Origin of the sequence: Coprococcus sp. AF99-45 (assembly GCF_027663865.1) — a bacterium.
GTDB lineage: Bacteria > Bacillota > Clostridia > Lachnospirales > Lachnospiraceae > Allocoprococcus > Allocoprococcus comes.
On sequence record NZ_JAQDGZ010000001.1, the window covers coordinates 261,781 to 279,217 of the forward strand.

General features: G+C 42.4%; 30 protein-coding genes. All 30 read left to right on the plus strand.

The genetic code is table 11. The features are described from left to right. The first annotated feature begins 14 nt into the window (after window positions 1–14). The 30 genes from PGR14_RS01310 (at window position 15) to PGR14_RS01455 (ending at window position 17,218) form a co-directional block, all read left to right on the plus strand. Window positions 15–311, plus strand: a complete 297-nt coding sequence (locus tag PGR14_RS01310; protein WP_215633839.1) for a DUF551 domain-containing protein — start codon at window positions 15–17, stop codon at window positions 309–311. Next, window positions 308–523 (plus strand): hypothetical protein, encoded by a 216-nt coding sequence (locus PGR14_RS01315; protein WP_215633840.1) that lies wholly within the window; start codon window positions 308–310, stop codon window positions 521–523. The genes PGR14_RS01310 and PGR14_RS01315 overlap by 4 nt, the downstream gene beginning before the upstream one ends. A gap of 52 nt (window positions 524–575) precedes the next feature. Next, window positions 576–908: a hypothetical protein gene (locus tag PGR14_RS01320; RefSeq protein ID WP_215633841.1), complete on the plus strand. Its 333-nt coding sequence runs from the start codon at window positions 576–578 to the stop codon at window positions 906–908. Then, window positions 898–1,125 (plus strand): hypothetical protein, encoded by a 228-nt coding sequence (locus PGR14_RS01325; protein ID WP_178413916.1) that lies wholly within the window; start codon window positions 898–900, stop codon window positions 1,123–1,125. The genes PGR14_RS01320 and PGR14_RS01325 overlap by 11 nt, the downstream gene beginning before the upstream one ends. Further along, the gene (locus PGR14_RS01330) at window positions 1,118–1,630 is read left to right on the plus strand and encodes a YopX family protein (RefSeq protein ID WP_178413915.1); all 513 of its coding nucleotides are present in this window, start codon (window positions 1,118–1,120) and stop codon (window positions 1,628–1,630) included. The genes PGR14_RS01325 and PGR14_RS01330 overlap by 8 nt, the downstream gene beginning before the upstream one ends. Further along, window positions 1,630–1,854 carry a DUF551 domain-containing protein gene (locus PGR14_RS01335; protein ID WP_215633842.1) on the plus strand — a complete coding sequence of 75 codons (225 nt, stop codon included), beginning with the start codon at window positions 1,630–1,632 and terminating at the stop codon, window positions 1,852–1,854. Before PGR14_RS01330 ends, PGR14_RS01335 begins: the two co-directional genes overlap by 1 nt. A 28-nt stretch (window positions 1,855–1,882) precedes the next feature. Next, on the plus strand, window positions 1,883–2,179 hold the full coding sequence (locus tag PGR14_RS01340) for a hypothetical protein (RefSeq protein ID WP_173698902.1): 297 nt from the start codon (window positions 1,883–1,885) through the stop codon (window positions 2,177–2,179). After that, a complete protein-coding gene (locus PGR14_RS01345; RefSeq protein WP_055296961.1) occupies window positions 2,167–2,619 on the plus strand; it encodes a hypothetical protein in 453 nt (150 codons plus the stop codon). Before PGR14_RS01340 ends, PGR14_RS01345 begins: the two co-directional genes overlap by 13 nt. 192 nt (window positions 2,620–2,811) lie before the next feature. Next, window positions 2,812–3,165, plus strand: coding sequence for a hypothetical protein (locus PGR14_RS01350; RefSeq protein ID WP_055296963.1), 354 nt, complete (start codon window positions 2,812–2,814; stop codon window positions 3,163–3,165). A 106-nt stretch (window positions 3,166–3,271) separates the two neighbouring features. Beyond that, window positions 3,272–3,541, plus strand: coding sequence for a hypothetical protein (locus PGR14_RS01355; RefSeq protein WP_055296965.1), 270 nt, complete (start codon window positions 3,272–3,274; stop codon window positions 3,539–3,541). Next, the gene (locus PGR14_RS01360) at window positions 3,477–4,910 is read left to right on the plus strand and encodes a hypothetical protein (RefSeq protein ID WP_156330622.1); all 1,434 of its coding nucleotides are present in this window, start codon (window positions 3,477–3,479) and stop codon (window positions 4,908–4,910) included. Before PGR14_RS01355 ends, PGR14_RS01360 begins: the two co-directional genes overlap by 65 nt. Next, complete coding sequence (locus PGR14_RS01365; RefSeq protein ID WP_055296971.1) at window positions 4,910–6,343, plus strand: phage portal protein; 1,434 nt, start codon at window positions 4,910–4,912, stop codon at window positions 6,341–6,343. The genes PGR14_RS01360 and PGR14_RS01365 overlap by 1 nt, the downstream gene beginning before the upstream one ends. Then, entirely contained in the window at window positions 6,288–7,571 is a 1,284-nt protein-coding gene (locus tag PGR14_RS01370) for a VG15 protein (RefSeq protein WP_055296974.1), read from the plus strand. The genes PGR14_RS01365 and PGR14_RS01370 overlap by 56 nt, the downstream gene beginning before the upstream one ends. 5 nt (window positions 7,572–7,576) lie before the next feature. After that, window positions 7,577–7,735 carry a hypothetical protein gene (locus tag PGR14_RS01375; RefSeq protein ID WP_156330623.1) on the plus strand — a complete coding sequence of 53 codons (159 nt, stop codon included), beginning with the start codon at window positions 7,577–7,579 and terminating at the stop codon, window positions 7,733–7,735. A 26-nt stretch (window positions 7,736–7,761) separates the two neighbouring features. Beyond that, window positions 7,762–7,902 carry a hypothetical protein gene (locus PGR14_RS01380; RefSeq protein WP_156330624.1) on the plus strand — a complete coding sequence of 47 codons (141 nt, stop codon included), beginning with the start codon at window positions 7,762–7,764 and terminating at the stop codon, window positions 7,900–7,902. Between the two features lie 64 nt (window positions 7,903–7,966). Then, window positions 7,967–8,461: a DUF2829 domain-containing protein gene (locus tag PGR14_RS01385; protein WP_055296978.1), complete on the plus strand. Its 495-nt coding sequence runs from the start codon at window positions 7,967–7,969 to the stop codon at window positions 8,459–8,461. A 116-nt stretch (window positions 8,462–8,577) separates the two neighbouring features. Beyond that, window positions 8,578–9,024 carry a capsid assembly scaffolding protein Gp46 family protein gene (locus PGR14_RS01390; protein WP_215633843.1) on the plus strand — a complete coding sequence of 149 codons (447 nt, stop codon included), beginning with the start codon at window positions 8,578–8,580 and terminating at the stop codon, window positions 9,022–9,024. Window positions 9,025–9,029: 5 nt separating this feature from the next. Continuing rightward, entirely contained in the window at window positions 9,030–9,926 is an 897-nt protein-coding gene (locus PGR14_RS01395; RefSeq protein WP_215633844.1) for a phage major capsid protein, read from the plus strand. Between the two features lies 1 nt (window position 9,927). Next, on the plus strand, window positions 9,928–10,209 hold the full coding sequence (locus tag PGR14_RS01400) for a hypothetical protein (protein ID WP_055296984.1): 282 nt from the start codon (window positions 9,928–9,930) through the stop codon (window positions 10,207–10,209). 8 nt (window positions 10,210–10,217) lie between these two features. Further along, entirely contained in the window at window positions 10,218–10,595 is a 378-nt protein-coding gene (locus PGR14_RS01405) for a Gp19/Gp15/Gp42 family protein (protein ID WP_055296986.1), read from the plus strand. After that, the gene (locus PGR14_RS01410; protein WP_055296988.1) at window positions 10,588–10,920 is read left to right on the plus strand and encodes a hypothetical protein; all 333 of its coding nucleotides are present in this window, start codon (window positions 10,588–10,590) and stop codon (window positions 10,918–10,920) included. The genes PGR14_RS01405 and PGR14_RS01410 overlap by 8 nt, the downstream gene beginning before the upstream one ends. Further along, window positions 10,913–11,137, plus strand: a complete 225-nt coding sequence (locus PGR14_RS01415) for a hypothetical protein (protein ID WP_055296990.1) — start codon at window positions 10,913–10,915, stop codon at window positions 11,135–11,137. The genes PGR14_RS01410 and PGR14_RS01415 overlap by 8 nt, the downstream gene beginning before the upstream one ends. Then, complete coding sequence (locus tag PGR14_RS01420; protein WP_055296992.1) at window positions 11,118–11,453, plus strand: hypothetical protein; 336 nt, start codon at window positions 11,118–11,120, stop codon at window positions 11,451–11,453. The genes PGR14_RS01415 and PGR14_RS01420 overlap by 20 nt, the downstream gene beginning before the upstream one ends. A 15-nt stretch (window positions 11,454–11,468) precedes the next feature. Then, entirely contained in the window at window positions 11,469–12,023 is a 555-nt protein-coding gene (locus PGR14_RS01425) for a phage tail tube protein (RefSeq protein WP_055296994.1), read from the plus strand. Then, window positions 12,023–12,286, plus strand: a complete 264-nt coding sequence (locus PGR14_RS01430; protein WP_242859466.1) for a hypothetical protein — start codon at window positions 12,023–12,025, stop codon at window positions 12,284–12,286. The genes PGR14_RS01425 and PGR14_RS01430 overlap by 1 nt, the downstream gene beginning before the upstream one ends. Window positions 12,287–12,471: 185 nt before the next feature. Then, window positions 12,472–12,669, plus strand: a complete 198-nt coding sequence (locus PGR14_RS01435; RefSeq protein ID WP_242859467.1) for a DUF5361 domain-containing protein — start codon at window positions 12,472–12,474, stop codon at window positions 12,667–12,669. Between the two features lies 1 nt (window position 12,670). Continuing rightward, window positions 12,671–14,542, plus strand: coding sequence for a phage tail protein (locus PGR14_RS01440; protein WP_055296999.1), 1,872 nt, complete (start codon window positions 12,671–12,673; stop codon window positions 14,540–14,542). Then, window positions 14,539–15,378: a hypothetical protein gene (locus tag PGR14_RS01445; protein WP_055297001.1), complete on the plus strand. Its 840-nt coding sequence runs from the start codon at window positions 14,539–14,541 to the stop codon at window positions 15,376–15,378. The genes PGR14_RS01440 and PGR14_RS01445 overlap by 4 nt, the downstream gene beginning before the upstream one ends. Beyond that, entirely contained in the window at window positions 15,369–16,373 is a 1,005-nt protein-coding gene (locus PGR14_RS01450) for a Gp37-like protein (protein WP_055297003.1), read from the plus strand. The genes PGR14_RS01445 and PGR14_RS01450 overlap by 10 nt, the downstream gene beginning before the upstream one ends. Further along, entirely contained in the window at window positions 16,373–17,218 is an 846-nt protein-coding gene (locus tag PGR14_RS01455; RefSeq protein ID WP_270222860.1) for a hypothetical protein, read from the plus strand. Before PGR14_RS01450 ends, PGR14_RS01455 begins: the two co-directional genes overlap by 1 nt. The last annotated feature ends 219 nt before the right edge of the window (window positions 17,219–17,437 follow it).

Here is a 17,437-nt window from a genome sequence, read left to right on the forward strand (position 1 = left end):
AGAGGAGGCTGAAGATGAATAATCAACAAGCAATAGATAGATTAGTGGAACATCTTGGATGGGGCTGGACTGAGGAAACAGTAGAAGCCATTGAAATGGGGATACATGCACTAAAAGAAACACAGTGGATTCCATGCAGTGAGAAGATGCCGGAGGATAATACGGATGTAATTGTATGCTTTTACAGCGGAACAGTAACAGAGATGAGATATTGGGGAAATGGAATCTTTCAAGGAATCTATGAACACACGGCAAAAACAATTGTTGCATGGATGCCGTTACCGGAACCGTATAAGGAGAAAACAGAATGACAAATAGGGAATATATGATAAATCTATTGCTGGACGGTTTGGAATCACGCTTGAACCGAGCAAACATTGATGATGGTGGTGCAAGCGAAGAAGCTATGATTTATTACAACATAAATTGTCCATATTATGCAGGCGATAAAAGAGCATATTGCCGAAAAGAAGGTAGTCTAGTATCAAGTAGAGAGGTATGCGTAGATTGTAAAGCACATTGACTTGAACAGGAAGTTGATGAATAAAAACAAAACGACAAAGGAGTTGAGGACGATGAGACTAATTGATGCAGATAAGCTAGCACTCCACTTGAATGATTATGCTTTGCAAGAAGCTCCGTTCGGACGCAATGACAGTAAAAATCAGAAAGAAATCTACGAGACAATAAAAGAGTGCATGAAAGCGGTAGAAGAACAGCCGACAGCGTTTGACGTGGAGAATGTTGTCTCTAACTTAGAGCAGCTAAAGCTTGATGAAGCTTGCAATTATAAGGGGTGTGCAGATTGCCAATATCTCGATAAATGTTGGGATGGAGAAATGAGGGAAGAGCACGCTATGGATATAGCAATTGAAATCGTGAAAAGAGGTGGCCTAGATGAAAGTTAAGATCGAAGACTTCTTACTGGCAATGGGAGATTATTGCAGAGAGCATAGTCCTGAAGAGTGTGCTTCTTGCAAAATGAGTGTAGATCATGGAGATCCGGGCGATGGTACAGTTTTTTATGGATGCGCTATGTTTGGATGCGAGTATCCAAAATATGCCAAGATGGTGAAAAAAGAAATTTTGAAGTACATGAAAGAAAGGAAGAAGGATAATGGGTAGAGAAATATTATTTAAAGCCAAGGGCGGGGTGAGTGGTAAATGGGTTGAAGGATTGGTTTTTAATGCAGGTAATATGCAATATATTTATACCAAGCCGAAATCAGACGGCAGCAGACAGGAAATATATGAGGTTGATCCGGATACGATCTGCCAGTACACTGGACTCATGGATAAGAATGGAAAGAAGATCTGGGAGAATGATATCCTTATGTGCCATGATAATCCGGTTGATCTTGTAAAAGCAGTATTCGGAGAGTTTAACGTCATAGAAGCGAAAAGCGAAAAAGTAATAGACAGTGTAATTGGATGGCACTACGAAACGATTCCGACGGATGCTCTGAGCAAATGCGAGCCGTTTTGCTATTCAATGCCATTAACGGAAGATTATGTAAAATTGTGTGAGATGAAGGCTATCGGGAATATTTGGGATAAATCGGAGGATGCAAAACCAAAGGAAACCGATAATATTATTTATCATGATTTCATGAAGAAAGGAAGAGAATAATGAGTAATGGATGGATTCCAACAACAGAAAGACTCCCAGATCAACGGGAATTTATTGAGGCTTATGTCCGGCATGCATATGCAGCGGAGTTTCTGACCACGATCGAGGGAGCTGATAAGGCAACAACGCTGTATTATTCCCAGACTGGTGTCTGGTTCGATGAACAGGGAGAACCATATAAGGTTGTGGCGTGGATGCCGCTTCCGGAAAGGTATAAAGGATAATGGAAGATAAATATACAAAGATATTTGTATGGATAATTACGGCAGTTACAGTAATTATTGGAATGAAATGGACGGGATCGGCGTGGTGCTTATGGGGGCTGTTCATTCCGACAATGATAGAGTAGGAGATGATGAAACATTGTATAAAAACCAGGAAGGATATCGTGATCCGACAGCAGGCAAAGCCATCCAGGATGCAAGCCGCATTCCACACCACGTAAAGGAAGCGCATAAAGCATTAAAAGATATAGCAAGTCTGCTTGGATTCGAGGTCTTAGTATTGAGAGACAGGAAGACAGGGAGGGTATACCGATGGAAACAGTGAAAGAAGAGAACGAGAAGAAAAAGGAATACCTGAAACAGTACGGCAAAGCATTACGCCAGGAGAAGCGGATCGAGGAAGAGCTGGAACGCTTAAAGCTGGATAGGATGCTTCCGGGAGCACTGGCAGCGGATGGACTGCCAAAAAGCAGCAACCTTTCTGATCTGTCGGATTATGCAGCAGAAGTAGACGAACAGGAACGGAAAATGGTGGAACAGAGGAAGAAAAGAGTCAGGATCCGGACTGAGATCAGGGAAAGAATTGAGCAGATGGAAGACGAGACAGAGAAAGATATCCTGACTTATCACTACATAGATCTTATGAGATGGAAAGAAATCTGTGCAAGAACCGGGTATTGCTGGCAGTATGTACATAAAAAGCATTCAGATGCATTGAAAAATTTTAAATATGCGATAGAATGCGACACTCAACCTGTGATATAGTATATGCAGGTAAAGAATTGAAACAGGGCAGCAGTCGAAAGATTGTTGCCTTTTTCTTTGCCATGAATTCCAGAAAGAGGTTTTGGCGGTTTACTCTGGAAAGAATTTATTCATACGTCGGTACATTTGTTTGTTGCAATTACTTTTTTAGAACTCCTTATTACAGATACAGAAACCGTCAGAGGAAAAGATATGAAGGAACAACGGAACCCAAGAAGTGCCAACGGGAATCTGAGAAGAAAACACCGGGCGAGGTTTAAAGCAATAGGTGGAGAATGCGGGATATGTAAAGGCAGGCTTGGCCCCATACATTACAATGAACCAAGCGATAGCAAACATCCGTTGTCTTTTGTTATAGATGAAATCAAACCGGTGTCAAGGTGGCGTGAGTTTGGATATAACTCACGTGAAGCAGCGGCACAGGACTGGAACAACCTGCAACCGGCGCATTACTGTTGCAACGTAGCGAAAAGCAATAAAACGTTGAATGAAATGCAGAGGAGCCAGCAAAAGCCCAAAATGAACGTTACAGATGGGGAATGGTGAGAAGTGCAAACAGAGGGTGGGGAGGGTACCCCGCCACGCGGCGGCGGCGACCACCGCTGTCCAGCGCCGATTTACACACAGGAAAATTTTTGAAAGGTGAATTTAGATGGGAAGAGCTAAGAAAATGGCAACTGTAACAAGCGAGGGAAGCCGCTTGGAACGCTTGGAAAATTTAGCACTGATTCTCGCAAAACAGATTGATATATGCGCGAAAGATGCTGTTGATGGTCCAAAGACAATGCCACAGCTCTCCAGGCAATACAGAGAAACAATCAAAGAAATTGAAGAAATAAAAGGAATGGAGAAAGACGATGATGAAATCGGAGAAATCCTGTCGGCACGAAAAGCTGATGGGAAGCCAGACACCGTCCGATAGAATTGTTCCGGATTACGCTTATACGGATGGCCCCGATGCGGTAAAAGTGCTTGCGGTCGGGAAATTGATTGTGGATCCGTGGCAGAGTGAAGTGCTGAATGATTGGATGGGGCGTACAGAGGATGATGTTTGGTCAGCGCCGACATGTGGCTTATCTGTTCCAAGACAGAACGGGAAAACACTGGATACTTCCGGACGGATTGCATCCGGAATGATTCTGTATGCAGAATGGGTTATATACACAGCTCATCTGCAGAAAACTGCAACAGAAACCTTTATGGAATTGCGCGGCTTGTTTGAAAGCAGAGGACTCCGTAAGTATGTAAAAGAAATTAAGGCGGCACTCGGAAGAGAACAGATTATTCTAAAAAATGGTGGAAGAGTAGTATTTGTTGCCAGAACAAGGAATGGTGGTCGAGGACTGCATGGCGACTGTCTTGTGTTTGATGAAGCACAGGAATTGACAAGCGAGCAGCAGGCATCTTTTTTGCCGGCAATATCAGCGTCAAGGAATCCACAAACGATTTATCTTGGAACACCACCGGATGAAAATTGTACCGGCACAGTATTCCGGAAGATAAGAAAACGGGCAACGGAAGGTGAGAGCAAATCCACAGCCTGGACAGAATATTCTGTGAAAGAGATTGGAGATGTTACTGATCGTCAGAGATGGGCGGATTGCAATCCGGCACTGGGGCGAAGAATGACAGAAACAACCATAGCTGCAGAGTGCGAACAGATGGATGCGGACACGTTTGCAAGAGAGCGTCTCGGCTGGTGGTCGCCAATCAACAATGATCAGGACTATGCAATTGATAAGAAGAAATGGAAAGAATGTGCTTCGGAAAAAGAAAAACCGGAAGGGAAAACTGCTTACGGTGTAAAGTTTTCACTTGACGGTTCGATGGTAGCATTATGCGGAGCTGTCTGTCCAGAGGTAGGGGAAGCGAGAATTTCACTGATCGAGCTTAAAACAACGGACAGAGGAATCCAGTGGCTTGCGGACTGGCTGAATCAGAGATACAAGATGGCAAGCTGTGTGGTGATCGATGGAAGAAATGGAGTTGACTTCCTGATAGAGAAGATAACACCGGTGTGGAAATATAAGCAGTCAATTGTTCGGCCGGCAGCAAAAGAAGTGATAGCAGCGGCGAGTCAGCTATCACAGGAAATCAATGAACAGACTGTAACATGGTATAAATACCAAGAAATACTGAATGAGTCAGCAATTACGTCTGTAAAAAGACCGATTTCCGGTGGCTGGGGATTTGGTGGAGAAAACTCGATTCCGATTGAAGCAGCAGCACTTGCACTCTGGGGATGCAGAACATCGAAACGAAATCCGAACAGAAAGATGAGGATAGGATAATGGAGTTAAATTTTGGAAGAGTAGAAGGATTACCACCGGAAGAACAAGAGTGGCTGAAAGAATTGAAATATATATACGACTATCACCGAAGTACAAATCGAAAAAAACGTCGATATTACAACGGGAAAATCACGTTGAATGAGGTAAATTTGGGAATTGCACTACCTTCGGGTCTTGGAAGACTCGAAATCGGATGCGCCTGGGGTGCAAAAACGGTAGACGTGCTTGCCGGTAGATCAATGTTTGATGGCTTTGTTACGGAAAATGGAACAAAATCAGAAGATATGGATCAGATCATGAAAAGGAACCATCTGATTGCAGAATACAATAAAGCGGTTAAAGAAGAGTTGAAATATGGATGTGCATTTGCGGCAGTATCTGGACAGGAAGATGATGCAAGAGTACGTTTTTACTCACCGCATTGCGCCACAGCTTCGTGGAATGCACACGAAGGACGCATCCGATATGGATTTGCCTTTGAAGATGCGCGAAGAGACGAGTCGGATGTTACATGGTCTCCGGAACACGTAAATTTCTATACAGACACAGACATCTGGGAACTGGATCGGATTGGAGGTACATGGTATGCTACGCAGAATCCCCATGATTTCGGAGAACCCCTTATGGTGGCTCTGATCTGGGACGCAACAAACGATAAACCATTTGGTCAGTCAAGGCTAAAAGAGCCGATCCGCAGGCTAATCCAGGGATATGTAAGAACAGTCGCAAATGCAACGATTGGACTGGAATTTGCAACTTCTCCACAGAAGTATCTGCTCGGGGTGTCAGATGAACAATATGATATGCTGATTGATAATAAATTCAAACAGTATGTTGGAAGTATTCTCTACAGTACAAACAATCCGGAGACTGGGGAAAAGCCGAATTTCGGGCAACTTTCGCAGGGAAATATTGAACCACATGTTCAGATGCTCCGGATGCTTGCTACACAGTATTCAGCGGCAACGGGATTGGCGGTTACGGATGTTGGTGTGATAAATGATGCAAATCCGACTTCCAGTGAAGCAATTATTGCACAGTCACAGACCTTGATCCTTATGGCAGAACAGTTGAATAAATCAAATGGTGATGCATTGTATCGGATTGGACGGATGGCACTTGCAATTGAACTTGGAACGATTCCGGATGAGCTTCCGGAAGAAACACATGAGCTGATTGCACATTTTAAGAATCCGGCAATGCCAAGCGTGGCATCTACTACAGATGCAGCACTCAAAATTGCGACAGCGCGACAAGGATTTGCACAGACAGATATTTTCCTTGAAATGATTGGTTTTGATCAGGCGGATATCCGGCGAATCAGAGCGCAGGAACAGAGAGCAAAAGGAGATGCTATCTTGACGGAGGAATTTGGAAATGCAGATAACGGAGAAGGCGTGGGTGGAATACATAACGAAGATGTCACAGATTAGCCAGAAAGCAGCGGATCTGATGCAGTCCTGGGTTCAAAAGAATGGACTGGAAAATGATAAAGCACTTTTGGACTACGCCTATGCATTGTCACAACACTATGGACAGGCTATCGGTGCATTATCGTGTCAGATGTATGAAGCGACAGCGGCGGCACAGGGAGTAATAGTCCCTACGGCAGAAGTAGCAGATCTCCCGGACTATGGGGAAGTGGCGAAAGCAGTAAAAGGAACAAAAAAGCAGTCTCCGAACAATATTCCTGGAACGCTTGCAAGGCTTGTAAAACAGGTAGGTGCAGATACGACACTGAAAAATGCAGAGCGTGACGGGGCGCAGTTTGCCTGGGTACCACACGGAGATACCTGCGCTTTCTGCATTACGCTTGCGTCAAGAGGATGGCAGAATATGTCAAAGAAAGCTCTTAGAAATGGTCACGCGGAACACATTCATGCGCATTGCGATTGCGAATATGCAGTCCGGTTTGATGGAAAAAGCACGGTTGCAGGATATGATCCGGATAAGCATCTGGAGGAGTATCAGGAAGCAGGCGGTGACATCAATGCCATGCGCCGGATGAGATACAAAGAGAATAAAGAGGCTATTAATGCGAGGAAGAGAGAACTGTATGCAGAACAGGCTTACCGAAAGGTTAAAAGAGGAAAAGCAGAAGAAATTTCATTGACCAGAGGTGGCAAAGAAGTGGCGGTTTCGGTTAGAAAAGTGGAAAGCTATGATACATCTATGTATATATCAGATCAAGCACAGATAAAGCCAAAAGCATTGAATGCAATTAATCAGAACACAGAAAAGGCCTTGAAAGAATATGGTGTTCCAAGCGAACGGAAGCCAACAATTGTGATTCTGGCAGATGATGAACTGAAAAATGCCCTTGGTTTGTATGATCCGTGTACAAATACAGTATATTATAGTCAGTCAATAGCAAAGCAGGAAATACAGAAATTAGCTGGTGGAAAAGATGCTGTTGAAAGGCATGAAATGTGGCATATGAAACAGGCAGAAGAATTCCGAAAAGTGGGTTGGGAGATTACCAAAGAAAACCGTAGTGAATATCTGAAAGAACTGTGCAAAAAGGCAAAGAAAAATCTTGACGCATTAGGAATTACGCAGGATAATGTAAGTGAAATAAGCGATTATGCATATCAACAATATCAATTAGGACGATATGATGAAACGGAAGCAGAATATATGTTGATTTATAACAGGAGATAGAGAGAATGAAACTCATAAAGTATCCGGATGAGATAGAAAAGTTAATGAAAGTATACGAACCGTATGTCAATCATATTCATGATGGGAAAATTGAAAACGTGCCGGAAGAGGTTAGTGAAGCGTTTGAAAAAGTAAAAGCCTGGGCTTGGGAGCAAGAACAGTAACAGAGGGAAAAGAACCGGCAGGTTTTATGAAAATACGAATTCCGGATGGAGAGATTGTAGAGCATGAAAATACAAGCATGTTTGCAGCACCACACGTGAGGCGAGAATTGAAAAGGATTGCAAAGATGGATAATCCACCAAAAGAAAAAACGGTAATATGGTATTAAAAGCCACTGATCGGAAACGGTTGGTGGTATTTTTATACTCATTTTTAAGAAAGGAAGAAAGAACATGAGATTTGACGAGGCATTTAAAAGAATGAAGCAGGGTAGCAAAGTGAAAATTCCATCTTGGGGCGGTTATTGGTTTTGGTCAAAAGAGAAACAGACTATTATCATGCACACAAAAGATGGCGAAGAGTTGGATATCAGAGAGACAAAGATTCCAGATTATACATTTGGAAATATCTGTTCTGATGAATGGGTACTGGCAGACGGAGAAAATTGTCCGGAACTGGGCGGAGAAGCTCTGTTTTCATTTGGAGAAGCAATTAAATATCTGAAACGTGGAATGAAAGTGGCACGTAAAGGCTGGAATGGAAAGGGACAGTACATCCAGCTTGCAACCGGAATTTCATATAAAACAGAAGATGGGGATATTGTAAATTGTGAGCATGATGTCATCGGAAACATGGCTATTGCATTCTGCGGAACATCTGGTGTTCAGATGGGATGGTTAGCGTCCCAGGCTGATATGCTGTCAGAGGATTGGAAATTTGCAGAATAGGAAAGGCGGTGATCCAGATATCTCCCTTTAAGGCGCAGGGTTACGCGTCTTATTTTTATGGCAACACGTGCCTTAAACGTGGCAACTAAAAACACTCAAATCAGGAGGGAAACAAGATGGCAGATGACAAAACATTTACTCAGGCAGAAATGGATTCAATCATAGAGGGACGCCTTGCGAGAGAAAGACAGAAATATGCAGATTATGATGACCTGAAAGAAAAGGCAAGTAAGTACGATGAGTACCAGGCGCAGAATAAAACGGAACTTCAGAAGGAAAAAGAAAAGTCCGATGCGCTTCAGGCAAGATTAAGCGCACTTGAAAAGAAAGACACTGTAAGACAGGTAAGAGAAAAAGCAGCAAAAGACACTGGTGTACCGGTAGAATTACTGACAGGGGAAGATGAGGAAACCTGTAAAAAACAGGCAGAAGCGATTATGAAATTTGCGAAGCCGAAGAGTTATCCGGGGACTAAGGGGAACAGAAAAAAGACAACAGAATACAACTCAACGGATGATGCAATGAGGGAATTTGCACATCAGATTTTTGGTAAAGGAGAATAAAGAATATGGCAGCACTTATTAGTTCAGATTTTGAAATTCCGGCAGAGATTTCGCAGGGGATTTTTGAAAAAGCACAGAAAGGATCTACTCTGGCGCAGTTATCCGGAGCAAGACCGCAGAAATTTGGAAAGCAGCAGGTGTGGGTACTTACATCGCCACCGAAAGCAGAACTCGTAGGAGAGGCAGGGCAGAAATCGCCAACCCCAACTGCATATGCTTCTAAAACAGTAAATCCGTTCAAACTGCAGGTTACCATGAGATTTTCGCAGGAAGTACAGTGGGCAGACGAAGATGTACAGATCGGCGTACTGCAGGATCTGGCATCAAATGCGTCAATCGCACTAGGAAGAGCATTGGATCTTGTTGGAATTCACAAAATCAATCCGCTTACAGGAACGGTATCAAGCCTTGTAAAAGAAGGGCTGGTTGACACGAAACAGAGTGTGCAGCTTGCAGGCACAAAGTATGATGAAGCAATCGAGGCGGCAGCAGGAATGATCATCTCATCTGGTTATGTACCGAGTGGTATTGCAATGGATCCAACACTTTCCTTTGGCCTTTCCACTATGAGGGATGCGAATGGAAGAAAGATTTATCCGGAAATTGGATTCGGACAGAATCTGACAAATTTTGCCGGAATGACTGTGGCAGTATCTGATACAGTTTCTGCAAAAAATGAAATCACACCGGATACGAAGTTACTTGGAATCGTAGGACAGTTTGATGCGTTCAGATGGGGAGTGCAGAGATCAATTGGCGCTCACTTGATCGAATACGGTGATCCGGATGGGCTTGGAGACCTGCAGAGACAGAACCAGATTGCAATCCGTGCAGAAATTGTATACGGAATTGGAATCATGGATCAGGCAGCATTTACAAAGATCGTGAAGGCGGAAGAGTAATATGAAATATTTATACAAACAAACTGGAATAGTAGTGGAGTCTGACGATGTGTTAGACTCCACAATGTTTAAGCCGATTATTGAAGAAAAAACCGAGGATTTGATCGAGGATAGCGAAACAGAAACAGGAGTTACAGAAGCTAAAAATACAGAAGAACCTGTGGAAGAACTCAAAGAACCGACAGAAGACTCAGAGATTCCAGATATAGAAGAACCAGTCGAAGCAAAGAAAGAGGCATCAGCTAAGAACACCAGAAAGAGAACACAAACAGCGAAAAAGTAGGTGATACAATGATATACGCATCAATCGAGGATATTTGGAAACGAAAAGGAACAGATATTTCGGATACAGATTATGTAACGGCACTCTTGGAGGATGCCGCGATTATCATTGATGCATATAACCGCAATGCTACAGACGAGGCAAAGAAATTAGTGTCATGTAATATGGTTATCCGGACACTCGGAAGCAGAGAGGAAGGTGTACCTATTGGAACGACACAGACAACTACGACAGCAATGGTATATTCGCAGACCTGGACAAATGCAAATGGAAGCGGCGAATTGTATCTGACTAAATTGGATAAGAAAATCCTTGGTGTCGGGAATCGAATTGGCTATTTTAATCCATATTCGGATTTGATGCAGGAGGAAGAGGCTAATGATTAAAGGAATACCGGTGAAGCTCTACGAACGGACCGCAAGTGGGACAGATACATTCGGACATCCGATATATACAGAGACACCTGTGACCGTGGAAGACGTGTTGGTTGCTCCGGCATCGACAACAGAAGTGCTGGATATGCTTAATATTACTGGAAAAAAAGCAGTCTACAATATCGCAATTCCAAAAGGAGATACGCACGACTGGCAAGACTGCAGAGTGGATTTTTTTGGCACATCATGGCGGGTAATTGGATTCCCACAGCAAGGAATTGAAGAAAATATTCCAGGAAGATGGAATCAGAGATGGATGGTGGAGCGTTATGGTTAAAACGAAAGTTGAGTTAAATCGATCCGGTGTAAGAGAGTTGATGAAATCTGCAGAGATGCAGGCAATTTTACTGGAACAGGCAAATCAAATATCATCAGATGCAGAGAAAGAGTCGTATGTTGCGCAAACAAGAGCGGTTGTAAAAATAAATGGAGACGACGGAAACAATAGCTTGCTGAAAGCAATGGGTAGAAAAAATGATCGAGGAAAAAGTTAGAGAATATCTGGAAGACAAGCTTGATATTCCGGTAAGGATGGAAGAAGAACCGGGACTTCCGGAGGAATATGTACTGATTGAAAAGACTGGATCTGGCAAAGAAAATCATATTGCATCAGCAACTCTTGCTATCCAGTCTTATTCAGGATCCCTTTATGGGGCGGCATCACTCAATGAAAGAGTGAAAGAAGCAATGGAAAAAATTGTTGAAATGGATGATATCAGTAAGTGCCAGCTTAACAGCGACTACAACTATACGGATACAACAAGGAAGAAATATCGGTATCAGGCTGTATATGATATGGTTCATTTCTGATGAAGGAGGATAAAAATGTCAGATGCTAAAAATGTAAGTACAGGTAAGCCGAAAGTAGGTGGCGCGATTTTTAGAGCACCGCTCGGAACAACATTGCCAACAGATGCAACCACAGCATTAGATGCAGCATTTAAGTCACTTGGATATTGCTCGGAGGATGGACTCACTAATTCTAATAGTCCGGAAACTGACAACAAAAATGCTTGGGGCGGCGACACTGTATTGAATATGCAGACCAGTAAGAAAGATAATTTTAAGTTTACGATGATCGAAGCCTTGAATGTAGAGGTCCTGAAGAGTGTTTACGGAGATGATAATGTTACCGGAACACTTGAGGAAGGGATTACGGTAAAAGTAAATGCAGATGAAGCGGAACAGAATGCGTGGGCTGTGGATATGATTCTGAAAGACGCAGTGAAGCGTATCGTTATTCCGTGTGCAAGCATTACGGAAGTCGGAGACATTGTATATAAGGACGATGATGCGATTGGATACGAGACAACGTTATCGGCAGTACCGGATGCGGACGGACAGACACATTACGAATATATTAAGAGGAATAAGAAATAATGAAGGGAAAAACAAGCAGTGGTTTTGAGTATGAGTTAGATGAAGCGGCGTTGGATGATTATGAACTTCTGGAAGATCTATGTGAAATGGATGAAGGAGACATGACAAAAACAATCAGCGTATTAAACCGTCTTCTTGGAACAGAACAGAAAGAACGTTTGAAAGAACATTTACGAATGGAGAACGGAAGGGTACCGGCGTCGGAAATGATGAATGAAATTGGAGAAATTTTCGGAAATATAAAAGAAGGAAAAAACTCTTAGCCCTCGCCTACATGCTTAATTTAGATAAGGACGCACTTTTGTGTGATCTTGCAGAAACATATCATATTTATGACTATAAGTCGTTACCGTGCAGAATGGTAGCGACTTTTTCTTGTGGGTTGAGGGAAAATTCAAGAATCAAAATGAAAATGGTAGGGATAGATCCTATACCGGAACAAATTCTTATGGCAGCAATTGCAGATGGAACACGTATGACCGCCTGGTTACAATCCGAGGATGGAGCGACTGGGATAAACCGTCCGAAGTCATTACTTGGAATGACCATAGGTGATGGAACGGAAAAATCCAAAGAAATTCAGACGTTTGATTCCGGAGAAGATTTCGACAGAGAATGGGCAAGATTGACGGGAAAGGAGGGATAAGATGGCTACAGAACTTGCAAAAGCGTATGTGCAGATCATACCATCAGCGGTAGGAATTCAGGGAAGAATTCAAAAAGAAATAGAGCCGGAAGCAGATTCTGCTGGAAGTTCTTTTGGCGGGAAAATGGTTGGCATGATCAAAAAGGTTATTGCCACAGCAGCAATCGGGAAAGCTCTGTCAGCAAGCATCAGTGAAGGCGCGGCGCTGGAACAGAGCCTTGGTGGAATTGAAACATTATTTAAAGATTCTGCCGATAAAGTGAAAGCAAATGCGGCAAAAGCTTACCAAACAGCAGGAATGAGTGCAAATGACTACATGGAACTCACCACAAGCTTTTCTGCGAGCCTTCTTAGTTCCCTTGCTGGCGACACCTCCAAAGCTGCAGATGTGGCAGATATGGCAATGGTAGACATGTCTGATAATGCAAATAAGATGGGAACCAATATGGAAGACATCAAAAATGCATATCAGGGATTCGCCAAACAGAACTATACAATGCTGGACAACCTGAAGCTTGGATATGGTGGTACAAAGTCGGAGATGGAGCGTCTCTTGGCAGATGCACAGAAAATCAGTGGCGTGGAATACAATATTGACAATCTATCAGATGTCTACAGCGCAATTCACGTGATCCAGGGACAGTTGGATATTACCGGAACGACAGCAAAAGAAGCGGCAACGACTATATCTGGATCGTTCAACCAGATGAAAGCAGCGGCTAAAAATGTAATGGGAGAAATTGCTCTGGGAATGGATGTAGGACCGGCACTTAATGAACTGGCGAATACGATCATAACCTTTGCAGCTGGAAATCTGCTTCCGGCAGTATGGAATGTTATATCTGCACTTCCATCAGCAATCGTTACATTTGTAACGGCACTTGGTCCACAACTGTTTGCTGCAGTGTCTGGACTGATTCCACAAATTGCAAGCGGAATCACAACAGGAATACCGACTCTTTATCAGAGCGCAATGCAGCTTATGGATCAGTTTAATATCGGAATTCAGGAGCAGCTTCCGACTTTATTGCAGAAGGGTGTAGATTTTATAAGCAACATCGTCAACGGAATTTTGCAAAATTTACCGCAAGTAATAACGATGGCAGGAAATGTGATCACGTATTTTGTCAACACGATTATTTCTATGCTTCCAACTGTTTTAAGCGCAGGTGCAAGACTGCTTTTAAGGTTAGTAAATGGAATCATAAACAATTTGCCACAGATCACCCAGGCAGCAGTGACTGCAATCGTGCGTTTTGTAGCGTCAATTGGTCAGAATCTTCCGCAGATTCTCCAGAGTGGTATTACAATTATCGCTAAGCTGGCAGCAGGTTTGATACGTGCCATTCCGAATTTGGTTGGACAGATACCGGCAATTATCAGCGCAATTGTGAATGCTTTTACGAGCCAGAACTGGGGAAGAATTGGAATCAATATCATAAGCGGTATCGCATCCGGACTTCGTTCGGCGGCACATATGCTATGGGATGCTGTAAAAGGTGTTCTTGGTGGATTTAAAGAAAATGTTCTGGCATTCTTCGGAATTCACTCACCGTCACGTTGGGGAGCTTATGTTGGAGAGATGATCGATACCGGAATTGCGAATGGATTGATTGGCAAGACAACATTAGTATCCAATGCGGCAGCAGAGCTTCAGAAGTCTGTAAAAAAACCAATTGGAACAAGTATGGACCTTGCAATTTCTGGCAAAAGCAGCACTGAAAGTCAGAACAGCACGATTGCAGAGAAGCTGGAAGCATTACTGGAATATTTAAAAACAACATCCAGACGTGGAGACGGCAGTATAGTTATAAATTTAAATGACAGAGAAGTAGCAAGAGCTTTGAGAGAAATGGGGGTTGTGTTTGAATGATCGAGATTAAATATGTATGCTCCAATGGAGAAAAATACAATCTGATCGGAGACAAAATGAGAGCAACTTCCGGATATTTCCATGCTTATGAGTGGACACCTAATACAACAGAAAGAGAAATGGGTGTAACGGTGAATGCTTTTGCAAAAGAACCGGTGATGTATGATATTACTCTTACCGTGAGAGGCAAAGAAAAAGAAAGAAAGCGGATCCTTAATAAGCTTACGAATGCTTTTGAGTACGATGTGGTCAATCTGACTCCAGGAAGAATTTACTATGGCGAATACTACATTGATGGATATGTAAAAAAATCAAGCAATGAAGTATCGGGTGAAAATAATAGTCGTACAGATTGCAAGATAGAAATATACTGCCCGTATCCATTCTGGTCGATGGAGCAACAGGAAAGCTTTTATCCTGATTCTGCAAATAAAGGAAAGCCATATACATTCTTAGACTATCCGATAACGTATAATTATGATTATTCAAGAAAGAGTGCCGGAACGCAGAACTGGATTATCGATCATTTCCGAGATAATAACTTTGAAATGGTAATATATGGTCCATGCGCTGATCCAAGAATACTGATAAACGGTTATCCTTATCAGATTTATGAGACGTTAGAAGCAGGTGAATATATATTAATCGCCAGCAGAGAGAAGACGATCACAAAGCATCTGAGAAATGGAACTGTGCAAAATATTTTCGCAAAAAGAGCGAAAGACAAAAGCGTATTTGCACTGATTCCGTCTGGCGTACTGACTCTTAACTGGAGTGGTGAATTCGGCTTTGATATTAAGGTATACAAAGAAAGGAGCGTGCCGGAATGGAACTGATCTATACGGATCCGATAGGCAAAGAGCTCGGATATATCTTAAATGCAAATGTAGACATGGAAATCGGAGAAGATGAGAAAAGCTCAATCAATGATTTTGAGATCGAATTTAAGAGATCCGGTTGGAATGGTACGGTTGAGTTCGGAAGTCAGGTGTATGTTCCGGACACAGAGTATGGCGGAATAGTTCGGGAGGTAACTACAAGCACAAAAGCGAATAGTATCACCGTAAAGGGATATACCTGGCGCGGAATGATGACGAAAAAAATAATCAAGCCGGAAGAGGGACAGGATTATGCGATAGCATCCGGAGAAATAAATGAAATCATCAAAGGAAAAGTAGAAGAAGCATTTCCGGGCTTTTTCTACGGAGTCGTTGAAGATACAGGCATTCAGTTGACGAACTATCAGTTTGATCGATATTGTACGCTACATGAAGGTTTAAGGAAGATGCTGCAATCCGTAGGTTACCGCTTGGAAATCAAGTATATTCAAGGCGATAAATACGAAATGGGCTATGTTCGAGTAAGGGCTGTTCCTATCGTAGATTATTCATCGGAATACGAATTTTCAAACGATCAGAACATGAATTTTACGATGGATGACAATAAAAGAGGCGTGAATCACTTAGTATGCCTTGGAAAAGGAGAGTTAAAAGACCGCCTGGTTATCCATTTGTATGTCGACGAAAAGGGAAACGTAGGACAAACGCAGTACTATCGAGGAATTGATGAAATCGAAGAAACTTACGATAGCTCCGGATCAGAATACGATGACCTACTCAAAAATGGAATTGCGAAACTTACAAATTCCAAGAATAAGACGGAATATGACATGACGATGGAGAAAATAGAAGGAAGTATGGATATTGGAGACATCGTTGGTGGCCGAGATTATCTAACCGGTGCCAGCATGAAGAAGCCGATCGGAAGGAAGATATGGACGATTTCAGCTGGCAAAGAAAAAGTAGAGTATAAATTGGAAGGAGAGTCTTAATGGATATAATTACAGGATATACCGGAAGTCCACATGTTACTGCAGAACAGGACAGAGATATCAATATTGGAATTTTTGGAAATGAATCTTATGTGCTGCAAACAGGATCACAGTTGACTGCGGAAGTATCGTCAAACAATGAGATTAAAGTAAGAGATGGTGTGATCATGCATCAAGGGTGTGCTGCATCGATTAAAAAGAACACATACGATTCTCTCACCATTACAAATGGATCACAGGGAATGAAAAGGGTAGACCTTATCGTTGCCAGATACAGTAGAGATCCAAGTACAAATGAAGAATCACTTACCTTGAAAGTAATCCAGGGAACACCAAGCGAAAACAGTCCGACTGTACCAGGTTATACAACAGGAGATATACAGTCAGGAGATCTTGTAGCAGACATGCCACTTTACCAGGTCATTCTCAATGGACTTAATATCACGGAAGTTAAGAAGTTGTTTAGTGTGCAGGGATCCATTGCTGAATTAAGTAGCAATTTGAAAACGGCAACTGCTGATTCTGGTTGGAAATATATGACTAATGCAAATAATCTTTCAGAAAAGCTAAAATTCCGCAAAATAGGTCATGTGGTATTTGTTTCTGGATCGATAAGATTTTTAGATGGTGGGAAATTTGCAAACGATCAGGCTCTCGGCAGTGTCCCGTCAGGAATGACACCAAATGGTTATGGCGATTTTGAGTGCCTTATTCCAATAGCTATGCATAATGGTGGACCTGCTGGAACACAAGCACGTATATACATAAAAAATGGTGGAGTATATATCGTCGGTACAGATAGTGCCTCATTCGTAATGATTGCAACAACGGCTTATTTTAGCTAATTAGCTAACTGGTATAAAAATAGCTCTTGTCACAAAAAGAGTCCATGTGCCTCCATTTTTGTACGAAGTAATATGAAGCTTATCGCCTTTGCTACATTTTCCTGTAAAAGTAGAAACTAATTTGTAATAGTTTCCGTTATTTCCCATATTTACATTGTTTAATGCGCAAGCGATTTCCTGTTTATAGCTTTCACTGCTGATATTGGAGGAAACTATAAC